The 14,692-nt window shown below is 64.5% G+C and carries 16 protein-coding genes and 1 pseudogene; 9 read left to right on the forward strand and 8 right to left on the reverse strand.

Annotation, left to right across the window (positions count from 1 at the left end; translation table 11 throughout):
- Positions 1-97: 97 nt before the first annotated feature.
- Together IF809_RS14010 and IF809_RS14015 are read right to left on the reverse strand one after the other, a co-directional pair.
- Complete coding sequence (locus IF809_RS14010; RefSeq protein WP_164938766.1) at positions 98-574, reverse strand: hypothetical protein; 477 nt, start codon at positions 572-574, stop codon at positions 98-100.
- 135 nt (positions 575-709) lie between these two features.
- Positions 710-1,405, reverse strand: coding sequence for an HAD-IA family hydrolase (locus IF809_RS14015; RefSeq protein ID WP_462837857.1), 696 nt, complete (start codon positions 1,403-1,405; stop codon positions 710-712).
- Between the two features lie 165 nt (positions 1,406-1,570).
- Here IF809_RS14015 and rpiA point away from each other — a divergent pair, with 165 nt between their 5' ends.
- From rpiA to gor, 3 genes are read left to right on the forward strand one after another with little or no spacing between them, the layout of a single operon-like run.
- Positions 1,571-2,284, forward strand: coding sequence for a ribose-5-phosphate isomerase RpiA (rpiA, locus tag IF809_RS14020; RefSeq protein WP_462837858.1), 714 nt, complete (start codon positions 1,571-1,573; stop codon positions 2,282-2,284).
- A 2-nt stretch (positions 2,285-2,286) separates the two neighbouring features.
- Positions 2,287-2,808: a DUF2059 domain-containing protein gene (locus IF809_RS14025; protein WP_128967123.1), complete on the forward strand. Its 522-nt coding sequence runs from the start codon at positions 2,287-2,289 to the stop codon at positions 2,806-2,808.
- Positions 2,809-2,855: 47 nt separating this feature from the next.
- A complete protein-coding gene (gene gor / locus IF809_RS14030) occupies positions 2,856-4,244 on the forward strand; it encodes a glutathione-disulfide reductase (protein WP_462837859.1) in 1,389 nt (462 codons plus the stop codon).
- 47 nt (positions 4,245-4,291) lie between these two features.
- On the opposite strand, the gene IF809_RS14035 is transcribed toward gor, so the two are convergent.
- From IF809_RS14035 to IF809_RS14045, 3 genes are all read right to left on the reverse strand, one after another.
- Positions 4,292-5,926, reverse strand: a complete 1,635-nt coding sequence (locus tag IF809_RS14035) for a porin (protein WP_462837860.1) — start codon at positions 5,924-5,926, stop codon at positions 4,292-4,294.
- A gap of 230 nt (positions 5,927-6,156) precedes the next feature.
- Positions 6,157-6,624, reverse strand: a complete 468-nt coding sequence (locus tag IF809_RS14040; protein ID WP_128967120.1) for a hypothetical protein — start codon at positions 6,622-6,624, stop codon at positions 6,157-6,159.
- Between the two features lie 96 nt (positions 6,625-6,720).
- Complete coding sequence (locus IF809_RS14045; protein ID WP_462837861.1) at positions 6,721-7,860, reverse strand: hypothetical protein; 1,140 nt, start codon at positions 7,858-7,860, stop codon at positions 6,721-6,723.
- 375 nt (positions 7,861-8,235) lie between these two features.
- Here IF809_RS14045 and IF809_RS14050 point away from each other — a divergent pair, with 375 nt between their 5' ends.
- Positions 8,236-8,544 carry a hypothetical protein gene (locus IF809_RS14050; RefSeq protein ID WP_453979484.1) on the forward strand — a complete coding sequence of 103 codons (309 nt, stop codon included), beginning with the start codon at positions 8,236-8,238 and terminating at the stop codon, positions 8,542-8,544.
- A 12-nt stretch (positions 8,545-8,556) separates the two neighbouring features.
- Here the strand turns inward: IF809_RS14050 and IF809_RS14055 are convergent, their stop codons facing one another.
- On the reverse strand, positions 8,557-8,742 hold the full coding sequence (locus IF809_RS14055) for a hypothetical protein (RefSeq protein ID WP_453991677.1): 186 nt from the start codon (positions 8,740-8,742) through the stop codon (positions 8,557-8,559).
- Positions 8,743-9,063: 321 nt separating this feature from the next.
- On the opposite strand from IF809_RS14055, the gene nhaA reads away from it, so the two are divergent.
- The 5 genes from nhaA to IF809_RS14080 all read left to right on the forward strand — a co-directional run bounded on the left by nhaA (position 9,064) and on the right by IF809_RS14080 (position 12,606).
- Positions 9,064-10,299 (forward strand): Na+/H+ antiporter NhaA, encoded by a 1,236-nt coding sequence (nhaA, locus tag IF809_RS14060; RefSeq protein ID WP_462837862.1) that lies wholly within the window; start codon positions 9,064-9,066, stop codon positions 10,297-10,299.
- Positions 10,300-10,547: 248 nt separating this feature from the next.
- Complete coding sequence (locus tag IF809_RS14065) at positions 10,548-11,009, forward strand: tellurite resistance TerB family protein (RefSeq protein WP_462837863.1); 462 nt, start codon at positions 10,548-10,550, stop codon at positions 11,007-11,009.
- Between the two features lie 2 nt (positions 11,010-11,011).
- Entirely contained in the window at positions 11,012-11,359 is a 348-nt protein-coding gene (locus tag IF809_RS14070; protein ID WP_462837864.1) for a hypothetical protein, read from the forward strand.
- 6 nt (positions 11,360-11,365) lie between these two features.
- Positions 11,366-12,004 carry a TerC family protein gene (locus IF809_RS14075; RefSeq protein ID WP_462837865.1) on the forward strand — a complete coding sequence of 213 codons (639 nt, stop codon included), beginning with the start codon at positions 11,366-11,368 and terminating at the stop codon, positions 12,002-12,004.
- Positions 12,005-12,033: 29 nt separating this feature from the next.
- Entirely contained in the window at positions 12,034-12,606 is a 573-nt protein-coding gene (locus tag IF809_RS14080) for a TIGR00645 family protein (RefSeq protein WP_462837866.1), read from the forward strand.
- A 16-nt stretch (positions 12,607-12,622) separates the two neighbouring features.
- On the opposite strand, the gene IF809_RS14085 is transcribed toward IF809_RS14080, so the two are convergent.
- Both IF809_RS14085 and IF809_RS14090 read right to left on the reverse strand, forming a co-directional pair.
- On the reverse strand, positions 12,623-13,582 hold the full coding sequence (locus tag IF809_RS14085) for a helix-turn-helix domain-containing protein (protein WP_128967112.1): 960 nt from the start codon (positions 13,580-13,582) through the stop codon (positions 12,623-12,625).
- 93 nt (positions 13,583-13,675) lie between these two features.
- Positions 13,676-14,613: pseudogene (locus IF809_RS14090) on the reverse strand (LysR family transcriptional regulator).
- Positions 14,614-14,692 lie beyond the last annotated feature (79 nt).

Below are 14,692 nucleotides of genomic sequence, written 5' to 3' on the forward strand. Positions count from 1 at the left end.
TGTCACTTACGGCGACGGGGGCACCTTTGCTTCAACGGCGCCTTGCCCGCAATCTAAGCATCGGACGCGGCTCAGACAATCGGGTGGTATACGTAAGTCAGCGCTTGCCTGCATTCGGATCGGGGAACGGCGAGGCGGCTGCGGGCGGTGCAGCATCCGCCGGTGCGGCCTCCGGTGCGGCTGCGGCCGGTTTCGGCTTCCTTGGCCGGTGCGGCTTCTTCTTCACGGGCTTCGGCGGCACCGCCGGCGCTAGCTCCGCGAACACCGGATTCGGATCTGTTGTGACCGAGGCCGGGGTGGTGAAATCGCCGGGCGTCTTGATCACGTTCACCGGCACGCTCGCCGGCTGGTATTTGGGCAGCGCGAAAGCGACCGTGAACGGGGCGTCAGGGGCAGGAACCGAGACGGAGCAGGGGGTCTTGCAGCCCGGTCCGAGCGATGTCGTGGCGTCAGCCCCCGGAGGGTTGGATTCGAGCCTGACCTGAACGGGCGGCGGGGCCGATTTGAACCAGGACATCGAGGAGCAGCCACCCAGGCTCGCCCCCATTAAGGCAACTACCAAGACGCGACGCATGACCCATCCACTTCTACTGCGACGAACCGCCACATGACCCCGGCCGGACCTTAGGAGCGTCGTTCCGGGCACGCAACCGGCGGGCCATGCATAGTTAATAGATGGTTAATGCAGGGTTACGCGGAATAATGCAGCTCAATCAGCGGTTTGTCCGGCCTGCGGCGTCATCAGGCTGTGCGCGGCAGCCGGCAGGTCACGCATATGATGGATCAGCCGGTCCGGTTTCAGCTCGGCAATCGGCACATCCGTGTAGCCGAAGCTGACCCCGATCACGGGCACCCCCGCGCGGCGGGCGACGCCCACATCGGTTCCGGCGTCGCCGACCATGATGCTGGCTTTGACCTCCCCGCCGGCCCGCGCCACGGTCTGGCGGAAAATGGTCGGGTCGGGCTTCTGGACCCCGAACGTATCGGCGCCGCAGATCGCTCCGAATCGCCTGGTGAGGTCGAGCTGGTCCAGGAGCCGCTTCGACAGCCATTCCAGCTTGTTGGTGCAGACCGCCAGCCGATGGCCCTGCGCCGCAAACAGATCGAGCGCGTCCAGCAGCCCCTCGAACGGGCGCGACTCGACCGCGATATGATCGGCGTAATAGGCGATGAAATCCGCCGTCATCCGGTCCATGTCGGCGGGCGTTACCGTACGGCCTTCGGCCTCCAGGCCCCGCTCGATCAGCTTGCGGGCGCCGGCGCCGATCATGTTGCGGGCCGAGGCCATCGGCACCGGCGGCAGGCCTTCGCGGTCGAGCACGTAATTCAGCGCGGTGATCAGGTCGGGCGCCGTATCCACAAGCGTGCCGTCGAGATCGAAAACGAGGGTGTAGCGGGAGCTCATGCTAAAAAGCGCTATCGGTCCGCCCGGGCCGGCGCAAGGGGCGGCCCCATAAGATCACCTTATAGACCTGTTCCCAGACCCTGTTCTCCCGATGAAAACGAGGCTACATAGGCCGCCGCAAGCGAACGGCCGGCGGCATTCCTGACCTCCAAAGCGGGCGCAAACGTGGACATGGACCAGTTGAAGCGGCAGGCGGCGGCGCGCGCGCTGGAGGAGGTGCGTGACGGCATGCAGCTCGGCCTCGGCACTGGTTCGACCGCCAAGCATTTCGTCGAGCTGCTGGGCGAGCGCGTGCGCGCCGGCCTCAAGGTGATCGGTGTGCCGACCTCCGAAGCGACGCGTGCCGACGCGACGCGTTGCGGCGTTCCGCTGACCACGCTGGATGAGATCGACCATCTCGACATCACCGTCGACGGTGCCGACGAGATCGATCCCGAGCTCAATCTGATCAAGGGCGGTGGCGGCGCATTGCTGCGCGAGAAGATCGTGGCGGCGGCCTCGGATCGCATGATCGTGATCGCCGACGAGAGCAAATGGGTGCCGACGCTCGGCCGCTTTCCGCTGCCGGTCGAGGTCATTCCGTTCGGGCTTGGCGCGACACGGCGGGCGATCGAGAAGGCATTTGCGCAATGCGGCGTTTCCGGGCAAATGGCAGTCCGCAAGGCCAAAGATGGCCACGTTTTCGTCACTGATGGCGGCCACTGGATCGTCGATGCCCAGCTCGAACGTATCGCGGATCCGCCCGGCCTCGCCGGGGCTTTGAGCACGATCCCCGGCGTCGTCGAGCATGGGTTGTTCATCGGCTTGGCCAGCTCGGCCGTTTTGGCGGGTGGCGAGGGAATTCGCGTGATTGAACGGCGAAAGCCGAAAGGAGACTAGGAATGAAGAGCGTTTTGAAATTCTTGCCGGCCGCGACCCTCGCTGTGGGACTGGCCCTTTCCGCCGTCCCGGCTGCGGCGCAGCAGCAGGCAGCCCCGCCGAAGGCTTCGCCGGCGGCAATTGCGGCCGCCAAGGAAATCCTCCAGATCAAGAACGCCGGCGCGATGTATGCGGGCGCCGTGCCAGGCCTCGTCGAGAAGACCAAGGTCGCGCTGATCCAGCAGAACCTGAACTATCAAAAGGATCTCAACGAGGTCGCCCCGATCGTCGCCAAGCAGCTCGAGGGCCGGCAGAACGAGATCGGCGAGGGCATGGCCCAGATCTACGCCAGCGAGTTCACCGAGCAGGAGCTCAAGGATCTCGTCGTCTTCTACAAGTCGCCGCTCGGACAGAAGCTGATCACCGCGGAGCCGCGCGCGATCGGTCTCAGCATGGCCTTCATGAACTCCTGGGCCCAGAACTTCTCCGAGACCGTGATGGGAGCCTTCCGCGCCGAGATGCGCAAGCGTGGCAAGGAAATCTGACAGTACCTATCTGTCCAAATCATCCTTGAACGAGGTCGGAGTGGACAATGGCTGAATTCGACGTCGACCTCTTTGTCATCGGTGGCGGTTCGGGCGGCGTGCGCGCCGCCCGCATCGCGGCCGGTTACGGCGCCCGCGTGATGATCGCGGAAGAATACCGCATGGGCGGCACCTGCGTGATCCGCGGCTGCGTGCCGAAGAAGCTGTTCGTGATCGGCTCGCATGTCCGCCACGAGCTCGAGGACGCTGCCGGCTTCGGCTGGACCGTTCCGCCCGCGACCTTCGACTGGGCGACGTTGATCGCCAACAAGGACAAGGAGATCGCGCGGCTGGAGGCGGCCTACACGACCAATGTCGAGAAGTCAGGCGCGCAGGTCGTCAAGAGCCGCGCGGTGATCGAGGACAAGCACACAATCCGCCTGCTCGAGAACGACAGGAAGATCACCGCCAAATACATCCTGATCGCCACCGGTGGCGCGCCCAATCATGGCGCCGCGATCCCCGGCATCGAGCACGTGATTTCCTCCAACGAGGCGTTTCATCTGAAGAAGCTGCCGAAGCGGATCGTGATCCAGGGCGGCGGCTACATCGCGCTGGAGTTCGCCGGGATCTTTGCCGGCTTCGGGTCCGACGTCACGGTAATCTATCGCGGCGACAACATCCTGCGCGGTTTCGACGAGGATGTGCGCAGCCACGTCCGGGCCGAGATGGAGAAGCAGGGCATCACCGTTCTCACCGGCTGCACGGTGACCAAGGTCGATCGCCACGGCGAGGAGTTCACCACCCATCTGTCGAACGGTTCGAGCCTCGCCTCCGACCAGGTGATGTTTGCGATCGGCCGCCACCCGAACGTTGCCAATCTCGGCCTGGAGAAGGCCGGCGTCGCCATCAATCCGAACAATGGCGGCATCGCGGTCGACCATTTCTCCAGGAGCTCGGTCGACAGCATCTATGCGATCGGCGACGTCACCCATCGCTTCAACCTGACGCCGGTCGCGATCCGCGAAGGCCACGCGTTTGCCGACACCGTGTTCGGCAAACGCGAGGTCCAGGTCGATCATGCGACCATCCCGACCGCGGTGTTCTCGCAGCCGGAGGTCGGCACGGTCGGTCTGACCGAAACCGAGGCGCGCGCACAGTTCAGCCACGTCGACATCTACAAGACCACGTTCCGTCCCATCAAGGCGACCATGTCCGGCCGCGACACCCGCGTGCTGATGAAGCTCGTCGTCGACGGCGCGACCGACCGCGTGCTCGGCTGCCACATCGTCGGTGATGCCGCCGCCGAGATCACGCAAGCCGTCGCGATCGCGGTGAAGATGAAGGCGACGAAGGCCGATTTCGACGCGACCATCGCGCTGCATCCGACCGCGGCCGAAGAGCTGGTGACGATGCGCACGCCGACCGCGCGCCACGTGCGTCAGGCGGCGGAGTAGCGTCAAACGATGGGGAGCCGTGAGGCTCCCCATCATTCCCTCCTGCGTCAGAAGTCGAACGTCATGCCGGTCGTGACGGCTTCGGCCTTGTTGCCCGCAACGACGTTGTTGTTGGCGTCGCGTCCGCACACACCGTAGCCGTGTCCGCTGACCCCGAGGCAGTAATGCGCGCCCGGTCCGTTGCGCAGATAGCTGCCCACCATGTACCAGCTCACGAACGGGCTGAAATGGTACTTCACGCCGATCGCATATTGATCGGCACTGGAGTCCACGCTGTTGAGAGCGAAGTCGGCGGTGCCGGCGGGCGCGGGCGCCGCCACCGTGTAGGTGTTGTTGGTGCCGGTGCCGGGCGAGCCGGGCGAGGCATTGGCGTGAGCCCACGACGCGCTCACGTCCCACTTGTCGACGGTCTGGGTCGCACTCAGGAAGTAGCCGTCGCGCGCACGCTCGTTGAAGGCGGCCACCGTATGCTCACGGCGCAGCACCTCGTAGATGCCGTAGAGCTGCAGCGTGCCGATCATGTCGTTGAACTTGTAGCCCGCGCCCACCTTGGCTGCCCATTCATTGGCGATTCCGACTGCACCAGCCGGTACGGTGAATGTCGTGCCGTTGGTCAGCAGAACTGCGCCCTCGTCGCCGGTCCGGTTGGTGCTTTCGTGCAACTCGTAAGCGGCGATTCCCGTGAAGCCTGCCTGGTTGTAGGTCAGCGAGGCGCTGTAGAGATTGCCGTAGGAGCCGTCGGTGCAGCCTTGGGGCGGCGACGTGGCCGGGAAGCCTGAACCGCTGCCGCGCGACGAAGTGCCGGGGCAGTTGAAGTCGCCCAGCGCGTAGTCGCTGTTGTCCCGCGCCGTATTCTGTCCTGGCGAGACCATGACGGCGGCCTGGAAGCCGTTCCAGATCGGCGATTCATACCAGATCGCGTGAGACGCGCGCCAATCGAACTCGGCGCGGAGATCGCCGCCGGTGTTGCCCATGATCGAGTTGTAGTCGCCGAGCGTGGCCGAGAACGGATCGAACTTCGAGGTCGCTCTCTTGTAGGGCGTGTCGGCCTTGCCGGCCTTGATCGTGCCCCAAGGGCTTTCCATGCCGAGGAAGCTGTCGCGGGTGCCGAAGGCCGCGCGTTCGGTCGGAACGGCTGCGACCTCGACGAGGGATTCGAATTGCGCGATGGCTGCCCAGCCGGGATAGCCATAGGGATCGAGATTGTGCCGGGCGCGCACGCCGAAATAGGTGAGGTTGCTTGAGACGCCGAACTTCGTGCCCTGGTCGTAGACGCCCGGATTGAAGATGTCGCCGGAGAGGTCTACGTGGCCGTAGAGCGTCACGGTGGTGTTGTCGATGAACGGATTGCTTCCCGGCGCCTTGCTGTAGAGCGGAGCGCCGCCGATGCTGACGACGGTGTGCTCGGGCACAGGTGCCGGCGATGGTGCGACCGCCGCGTGGAGAACCGGGTTGCCCTTCGGCGAAGCCGGGACGACTGCCGTCGCCGCGGCCCTGGGCGTACCCATGTGATTGACGCGGTCGCGAAGGTGCGCGTTCTCCCTCGCGAGCTTGGCGTTGCTACGCTCGAGTGCATCGAGGCGGGCAACAACATCGTCGATGGTTGCAGCTCGCAAGGGATGACTCATTGTGGTTGCACAAAGGGCCGCAAAGCCTGTGCCGAGCAGAAAGGCCTTCCTCATCTCGTTTCCCCTTTATCGCCGCGAGCTCTCCAATGGGCCCGGGATAAAGAGGAAGATAATGTATGCCAGATACCATATACAAATGGATTGGTGTGATGCTACTTCGCTTTCCAGCGGAATGTGTCTAACGTGCAACTATTCCTGACAAAGCGTGTCGCGCGGCGATCTGCCGCATTGCGTGCTGCAAAGCGGGTCAGTCGCTAAAATGCCAAGAGATCCCAGGACTTGCTTCAAGCGCCCCACGGCGTTTCACCGCGTCCGAGGCGGTCGGCGATGTCGGTCTGGAATGCCGGCGGCCCGAACGCGAACCACTCATCTCTGATCTGGTAGACGAGCAGCCGCCTGTTCTCGGCGCAAAATCGCGTCAGCCAATCCAGCGCTTTCTTCTTCGGCTGCTCGCCGACAGGCACCACGACATCCACGGGCAGACCCTGCCAGAAGAAATTGGCGGCCAGCATGATCATGCTGGATTGATCGGGCCGCATCCAATCCGGCAGCGGGCTCGAAGCAACCAGCCAGCCGCAGACGAATTCGCGGCAGGGGTGCTGCGGACGTTCGAGATAGATCGAGCATCGGTGCGCAATGCTGAATGGGCACGCTTGCCCTTTGCGCACCTTGTGTCCGCGCACTTCGATCTGCAGCCAGCCATCGCAGCAGGCCGTGCAGCTTCCGCAGGTTCTGGTGACGTTGCCGCTCACGGGCGAAACCGCTGCTCCAGGCGCATCTCGATCGCCTATGGACTAGCAGCACCCTTCAGGAACGAGCAAGGCCCGCAGCTGCGTTCGCGCTGGCGCCTACGCGTACAGATATCCGACCGGCTTGCCTTCGGTGCGCAAGGGACGGATGTCCCTCCGCGTGATGATCTGGCCGGCGAGACCGTCGATCTCGTCGCGCTGGGTCGGTGTCCAGCTGCGAAGGTTGTCGATCCCCTTGAGAAGGCCGAGCCGGAGCATCTGCGTGTTCTCGCCGACCGCGATCAGGCTCATCGCATTCTTGCCCGCGGTCACGACATCGCCGGCGGCGAGCTCGAAGATCTCGCCGGCCTTGTTCTTGAACTCGGCCGTGCCGCGAATGACGCGATAGATCACGACCTCGCCCTTGGCGAAGGAGGCGGCATCTGCCGAGGCCGATGTGCTCTTCGGCAGCAACGACTGGCCGCGCGGATCGGTCGCGATGATATGTCCGGTGACGAGCTGGCCGCTCGGCGCTTCGATCCCGATATCGCGCACGTAAACCGGCTGCGCCGATTTGACCGAACCGTCACTGAGCGGCTTGAACAGCGCATCCAGCGCCAGGGGATCCTGAAGCCAGAAGCCGGCATTTGCAGGCCGATCATGCAGCTCGTGGCTCCAGGCCACGCGCGGCGTCTCGGCTTCGTCGATCTTGTCAGGTCCGACGATCGTCGGATTCGGAAACGTGGTTGGGTCGGTGATGAAGGCCTCGAGAAATTTGCCGGAATAGCCCATCGAGATCGGATCCGGCACCACCGTTTGCGGCGTCTTCAGGTTCTCTTCGGTCGAGAGGCCCGACCAGGTGTAGAACAGCTGGCGATGCACGATCGCGCTTTGCAGCATCACTGCGCCGGGGCCGACATTGTAGAAGCGCCCGTCATAGTCGAACGTGAACGCGCCCGAGGTGACCAGCACCAGCTGAAAGCCGCCCGGCGGCAGATGCAGATGGAAGTCGGTGGGGCCGGTGTCCGGGCGATAGATCGGCAGGTTGGTCGCGACCTCGTGGAGCAGGAAGGTCTCGTTATTGGCGTGAAAGCCTTCGTTCGCTCGGTTGTAGAGCGCTTGCGGGCGATAGGTCGCTTCGAACTTCGCATTCCTGTCGCGGTCGATCGCGATGAAGTCCTGTGCATTGAGGCGGAGCGGCGCGCCGTTCGGGCGGGTGAGGCCAGTCGTCCTGAGATCGCCCGCAGCATGCACGTTCATGACGTTCTCCGCTCTGCGCCGTTGCTTCGCTCGGTAAGTGTCGTTGCGATTTTCGGGCCAGTTCGTTTGCGAAGCGGCAGGCGAGCCGGGGGCTGCGACGCGGCGAGTCCGTTCAGGGAAAAATCCGGTGGTTGCATGGGACGTTAGGTCGCGCGCCGGCTTGCATCCTCCGATGTTGAGCGGCGGGCCAGCGCTTCCTGAGCAACGAACCGACTTGTCTAATTTGTCGGCAAGCATCGCCAGCGCGCGTGCAGCGGCGCGGGTGACCGACGCGCTGCCGCGTTGGGGATTAGCGCGATGACCGCGCGGCCGGGCAGGGCGATTGACAATATGTTCATGTTTTGTTCTTATGATGTGACCGAGATGGAGGCCGCCATGGACAACCGCATCAACGAGATCAGAAGAACCATCAGAGCGCTCCGCGTCAGCATGCGCGAGGCTGAGGCGATCATGCATGAGCAGATCAATCGCGACGAGGACTGCAGCTTCGTGGCGCAGGAAGTCATCAAGATGCGCTCGGTCATGAGCCTGCTTGTGAAGGAGCGCGCCGCACTCGGCGATTTCGAGCCGATCGTCGTGAGCAGCTTCTTCATCCCGCGGCGGCGGTCCGCGCGTAAGCTCGCTGCTACACCGGCGCCGACCGCCGAGTCCGTGTTCCGTCCGCGGCTTGTGGCGCGGGTTTGAGGCGGGGGCGCCTTAATCGAAGGCGTGAGGCACGGCCCGATCCGGCTTGCCGGCCGGGCTGTCTGCCCACTTGGCCATCTCCATGGTTCGTGCGTCGAGGCTCTCGCACCAGAAGCAGCTCGGCCGTGCGCGCCCGTTCTCGGACAAGATCGGGATCAGGCTGTGGCCGCAACCGGCGCAGCAGGTGATGTCAGTCATACATTCCTCGACGACGTAGCAAATTCAGGGATGACGTTTTCGTTGGTGAAGCTTGCGCGAGCGCTATGAGGGCGCTCCAGCGCGACGCGCGCGCTCGTTGCTGAAATCCTCGATGTCGCGATCCAGCGGCAGATGCGGCTTCCTGTCGCGCGGCGAGCGCATCGTGAGGTGCACCAACGGGCCGCCCCGCTCTTGAGTTCCCTAAGTTCGAATCGGGTTGCGTTAATTTCCTCGCGGTGTAGAACGCGCCTCGGGTGCTCGCTGCACGTGGCAGCGACAGGTCAAGCGATGGTCGGGCCGCCACGCAGGATGCGTGTGCCCATGAACGATCAGCTGCCCGGCAGGCAATTGCCGAAATCCCTTCCTCTTGTCGAACGCGCGCTCGTTGCGCTCCAGCAGTTCCTGCACATCGAGGCCGTCAGCGGTGGCGTGCTGCTCGTGGCTGCAGCCGCGGCATTGCTGTGGGCCAACTCACCCTTCGCCCATTCCTATCACGATCTCTGGAACCTGACCGTCCCGCTTCGGTCAGGCGAATTCGCGTTTACGCGATCGCTGCATTTCTGGATCAACGATGGACTGATGACGGTCTTCTTTCTCGTCGTCGGCATGGAGGTCCGTCGCGAAATCCACGAGGGCGCGCTGAGCCGGTTCGATCAGGCGATCCTGCCGGTGCTGGCGGCCATCGGCGGCGTGATCGTGCCTGCGCTGATCTATCTGAGCTTCAACAACGTCGCAGGTCGCAGTCAGGGCTGGGCGATACCGACCGCGACCGATATCGCCTTCGCGGTCGGCGTGCTCGCTCTGCTTGGGCGATCGATCCCCGCGAATATCCGCGTCTTTCTACTGGCTCTCGCCATCATCGACGACATCATCGCCGTTCTCATCATCGCGCTGTTCTACAGCAGCGGACTCGACCTCAACGGCTTTCTCATCGGATCGCTCGGCGTGCTGCTGGCGCTCGGGCTGCAGCGGCTCGGCCTGAACTCCGCGTTTGCCTATGTCCTGCCGGCGCTCGTCGTTTGGGCGGGATTCCTCATGGCCGGAATCCATCCGACGCTCGCAGGCGTCGTGCTCGGCTTGATCACGCCGGTGCGCTCCGCACGTGAGGAGATCGTGCCGCCGGTCATTCGCGTCGAGGCGGCGCTGCATCCCTGGGTCGGTTACGCCATCATGCCGCTGTTCGCGCTGGCCAATGCCGGCGTCGATCTTCGGAGCGCCGAACTCAGCGGCGGCGCTGAATTCGTGACGCTCGGCGTCGGGCTTGCGCTTTGCGCGGGAAAGCCGATCGGCGTGATCGCTGCGACCTGGCTTGCCGTGCGTGTCGGCCGATGCCGACTGGCGCCGGACGTGACGTGGACCGGTGTCTGCCTCATCGGATTGTTGGCCGGAATCGGCTTCACCATGTCGATCTTCATCGCCATGCTCGCATTCACCGATGAGCGGCTGCTGGACGCCGCAAAATTCGGCGTGCTGCTCGGCTCGCTCATCTCGGTGACGCTTGGCCTCGGCTGGGGCGCAGAATATGCCCACCGGCAGCACGCGCAGGCCGACCATTGATGCGGCGGCTGGTCGCAGTCATGTCGCCTTGATTCCGGATGGCGCGGTTTTATCTCCAGTGCGAACAAGAATCCGGGCCCCTCTGGCGAGGACGTCGACGAAGTCGGCCAAACCTCGCGATGTCGGATGAACCTGTCCCCGCGCGAATGCGATGGATCGGCCGATTGTCGGGCCTTCTCAAGTTCCCTCCGACACAATCGTCTCGATCGCAGCTCCGCGCGGCCATTTCGCAAATAAAGGGAGCATCGATGTCTGACGTGAACACTTCCACTCCGGTCGAACTCGAGATTACCGAGCCGCGCCGCTTCAGCGAGCAGGCTGCCGTGGCGCTGGTGATTGCAGGCGCGCTGGTCGCCGTGGCCGACCGCCGCGTGTCGCCGGTCGAGCGCGACGAGGTGATCCGCTTCATCAGGGAGCGCGACCTGGCGCCGCATATCGCCGATGATCGCCTGTTCGCGATGTTCGACGAACTGGCCGAACGGCTCGAGGAGCCCGATTTCGCCAATGTGGTGATCGACACGCTGCGCCCAGTCTCCGACCTGCCGCTCTCGTCCCATCTCATCGAACTGTCGGAGCGCGTTGCGGCCGCGGACGAGGACGTGCATCCGCATGAGGTGCGGGCGATCAAGCTGTTGCGCCTGCTGACGCTGGTGCTGCCGCGCGCGAAACCGGTCGGGCCCGCCGCAGTTAACGTGGTGACCAAGGAGTGAGCATGAGCGTAGCGTCGGACGAGCAAGCAACGAGATCCGATCACGGCCAGCCGGCCGGCGGCGACGCGCGGCTCGACGCGCTCGTTCACCGGCTGCCGCCCCGCGTCGCCGGCACCGTCGACTATCTCCTGCAACCCTCCAGCCGCTGGGTCCGAATTCCGTCGGGCGCGCTGCTCATCGTCGGTGGCGTGCTGTCCTTCCTGCCGGTGCTCGGCATCTGGATGCTGCCGCTCGGCCTTGCGCTGCTCGCCGAGGACGTGCCGGCGTTGCGGACCTCGCGCTCAAAAGTGTTCGACTGGATCGAGCGCCGCAAGCCGCACTGGCTGGATCCGTCCGTTTCGAAAAAATGATGAGACATGACTGATTTCATCACGGCCGACGCGCTGACAGCGCTGCTCCAGGTCGTCCTGATCGATCTCGTGCTCGCCGGCGACAATGCCGTCGTCATCGGTCTTGCCGCGGCGGGCCTTCCCGCGGGGCAGCGCCGCCGCGCCATCGTCGTCGGCATCATCGCGGCCACGGGCCTGCGCATCGCCTTTGCCGGCATAGCGACCCAGCTCCTGCAGGTGATCGGGCTACTGCTTGCGGGCGGCGTGCTGCTGCTGTGGGTGTGCTGGAAGATGTGGCGCGAGCTGCGGGAGCAGTCCGCGCATTCCCGCGAACTCGCGTTCAGCCATGGCGGCGGCGGAGGCGCCGCACCGGCGCCGCGCAAGACCTTCAGGCAGGCGGCCTTGCAGATCGTCGCCGCCGACGTCTCGATGTCGCTCGACAACGTGCTCGCGGTCGCGGGCGCGGCGCGCGAGCATCCCTACATCCTGGCCTTCGGGCTCCTGCTGTCGATCGGACTGATGGGGGTTGCCGCAGATCTGCTCGGCCGCGTGCTGCAGAAGCAGCGCTGGATCGGCTATGTCGGTCTCGCCATCATCGTCTACGTCGCCTTCGAGATGATCTATCGCGGCTCGCTCGAGCTGGCTCCGGTCATCGCAAGTCTCTAAATCCTGCCTTCGCCTTCCAGGAGTGATCGATGTCGTCCGAACCCAAAGCAGCTTTGGCCAATCCGCCGGTCGGCCTGTTTCCGCGGCTGATCTTCGGCTCGCGCTGGCTGCAATTGCCGCTCTATGTCGGCCTCATCGTCGCGCAGGCGGTCTATGTGCTGCTGTTCCTGAAGGAGCTGTGGCACCTGGTCGCGCATTCGTTCGACGCCAGCGAGCAGCAGATCATGCTGGTCGTGCTCGGCCTGATCGACGTCGTCATGATCTCGAACCTGCTCGTGATGGTGATCGTCGGCGGCTACGAGACCTTCGTCTCGCGCCTGAACCTGCGCGGCCATCCCGACGAGCCGGAATGGCTCAGTCACGTCAATGCCAGCGTGCTCAAGATCAAGCTTGCGATGGCGATCGTCGGCATCTCGTCGATCTCGCTGCTCAGGACCTTCATCGAGGCCGGCAATCTCGGCACCACGCGCAGCAATTTCACCGAGACCGGCGTGATGTGGCAGGTGCTGATCCACCTGACCTTCATCGTCTCGGCGATCGGCATCGCCTGGGTCGACCGCCTCGGCGACACCGGGCACCGCAAGGAGAACGGCCACGGCTGAGCGCGCAATCCGCTCCTCAGCTGCGATAAAACGAACCTCGTCCGCGCGCCAATGTCTCGGACGGCATTTCGCCGAAGGCGCGCTTGTAGCCGACCGAGAAGTCGCCGAGATGCCAGAAGCCGTTGGCGAGTGCCGCGGCCTTCACGGTCAATCCGCCGCCTCCGGTCATGAGCAGGACGCGAACGGCCCACAACCGCTTGAGACGCAGATAGTGATGCAGGCTGACGCCATGCACCACTTGCGTCGCAGTCTGGAGCGTCCGCACGGATACGCCGAGCGCGGTGGCGAGGTCGTCGCTGTAGAGCGGCTGGCTGCCGAACAGCTCGACGACCTCGTCGAGCCGGGCAATCAGCTTGCGGTGCCTGTCGAACGACCCAGGGCGAGTAGCGAGAGACCCTGCAGGCACCAGTGCGGCATCGAGGCAAGCGAACAGCGTTTCCTGGATCGGGCGGTGGAGCGCCTCGAACTGCCGAGGATCGTCGCATCCCGAAGCGAGCGAGAACATTTCGAGAAAGGCGGCGCGGAGACGTGCCATCGGGTCGTGCTGCGGACGGACAGTAGCGAGCCCGGTATCGAAATCCGTCCATCCGCGGTGCCGCATGTCCGAGTTGAAGCGCAGCATGAAGTAGGTGTTGGGCTGGTGCTCGATCGAGACGACGGGCGCCTTGCCGCGCACGACGCCGATCGTCGAACTGTCGATTTCGACGCCATTGGTGATGGAATGAAAGGTGAGGGGGACAACGAGGCCGATGCCGGTATCCGTTCCCATCTCGGCTTCAAAGCGCCGGGCGAAGGCGCGCTGCAATACGAACACCCCGCTCTGAAGCGGCAGGATGGCCCGTGTCAGCGAGAACTCGCGCGGACGAAGCGGTGTGCTGGTGCCGAGCCCGAGCACCTCGTTGGCGCGAAATTCGGCGTAATCCGAGAAGCGCTCGATAGTCAGGACACGCGATGGCTTCAACCGGTTGAGCGGCATTCGGGATCCAGGGGCGAGGGGCAGCGAGCGGAACCACAAGGATACCAACGCCCGACCAGCGGCTATATTCCGGGAAAATACTGCCAGTTCAGGTCACGCGATGTGCGGATAGGCCGCACTCTCTCGCCGCTCGCGCTCACCCAGTTCGCGGACCAGCTCCTGCAGAATGACTCGGTGAAGGCGGGCAGGGTGCGCTCGGCGCGGACGTAGATGCCGAGATCCGACCATACCGGACTGCCGGCATTGTCGAGCGGTAGGAACACGAGCTGCGCATCGCGCGACAATCTAGTGATGCCGAGCTGGGTCTGGAAGGCAACGCCGACGCCGCGCGCGGCGAGCTCGCGCATGAGGTCGATCGAGTTGGCCTGGATTGCAGGCTCCGGTGTCTCGGAGAGCTGCGCGATCAGCGGCTGCAGCAAATGGTAGATCGACAGCTCCGGCAGCGCGTGAATCACCGGGAAGGCGAGGCATTGCTCCAGCGTCACCGTCTTGCGGCGCGCCAACGGATGCTCGCGCGCCACCAGTGCGCCGAGGCGAAACCGCTTCAATGCGACCTGCCGCAGGTCAGGTGGATGCCTGAGCGCCATGGCGATGCCGATATCGGCTTCGCCCCGCCGCAACGCTTCAAGCACGTCGGACGATCCCATTACCATCGTGGTGAAGCTGACGCGCCGGGCCCGGCTGCGGTGCGCGGCGATCAAATCCGGCAACACCGATTCCGTGAGGGACTCGATGCAGGCGATGCTGATCGTGCCGTGCCAGGCGCCGGAGAGCGACGCGACGTCCGAGCGGAAACGGTCGAGATCCTGGAGCACGTTCATGACGTGGCGGGCCAGCATCTCGCCGACCGTCGTCAGCGTCAGGCCGCGGGCGGTGCGCTCGAATAAGGGTGATCCAACCTCTTGTTCGAGCTTGAGAATTTGGCGGCTGACGGCGGACGAGGCGACGTTGAGGAGGCGCGCGGCGGCCCGGATCGACCCGGTGCGGCGGACGGCATGGAAGTATTGGATGCTAGGTGAATGAAAGCGCATGGGACCCCCGGACGGCACTATAGCCGTTGCCGAAACGGCAGCAATGTGTGCGAATTTCTCTGCCTTTTGAGAGCGCTCG

Source organism: Bradyrhizobium sp. UFLA06-24, from assembly GCF_054967145.1.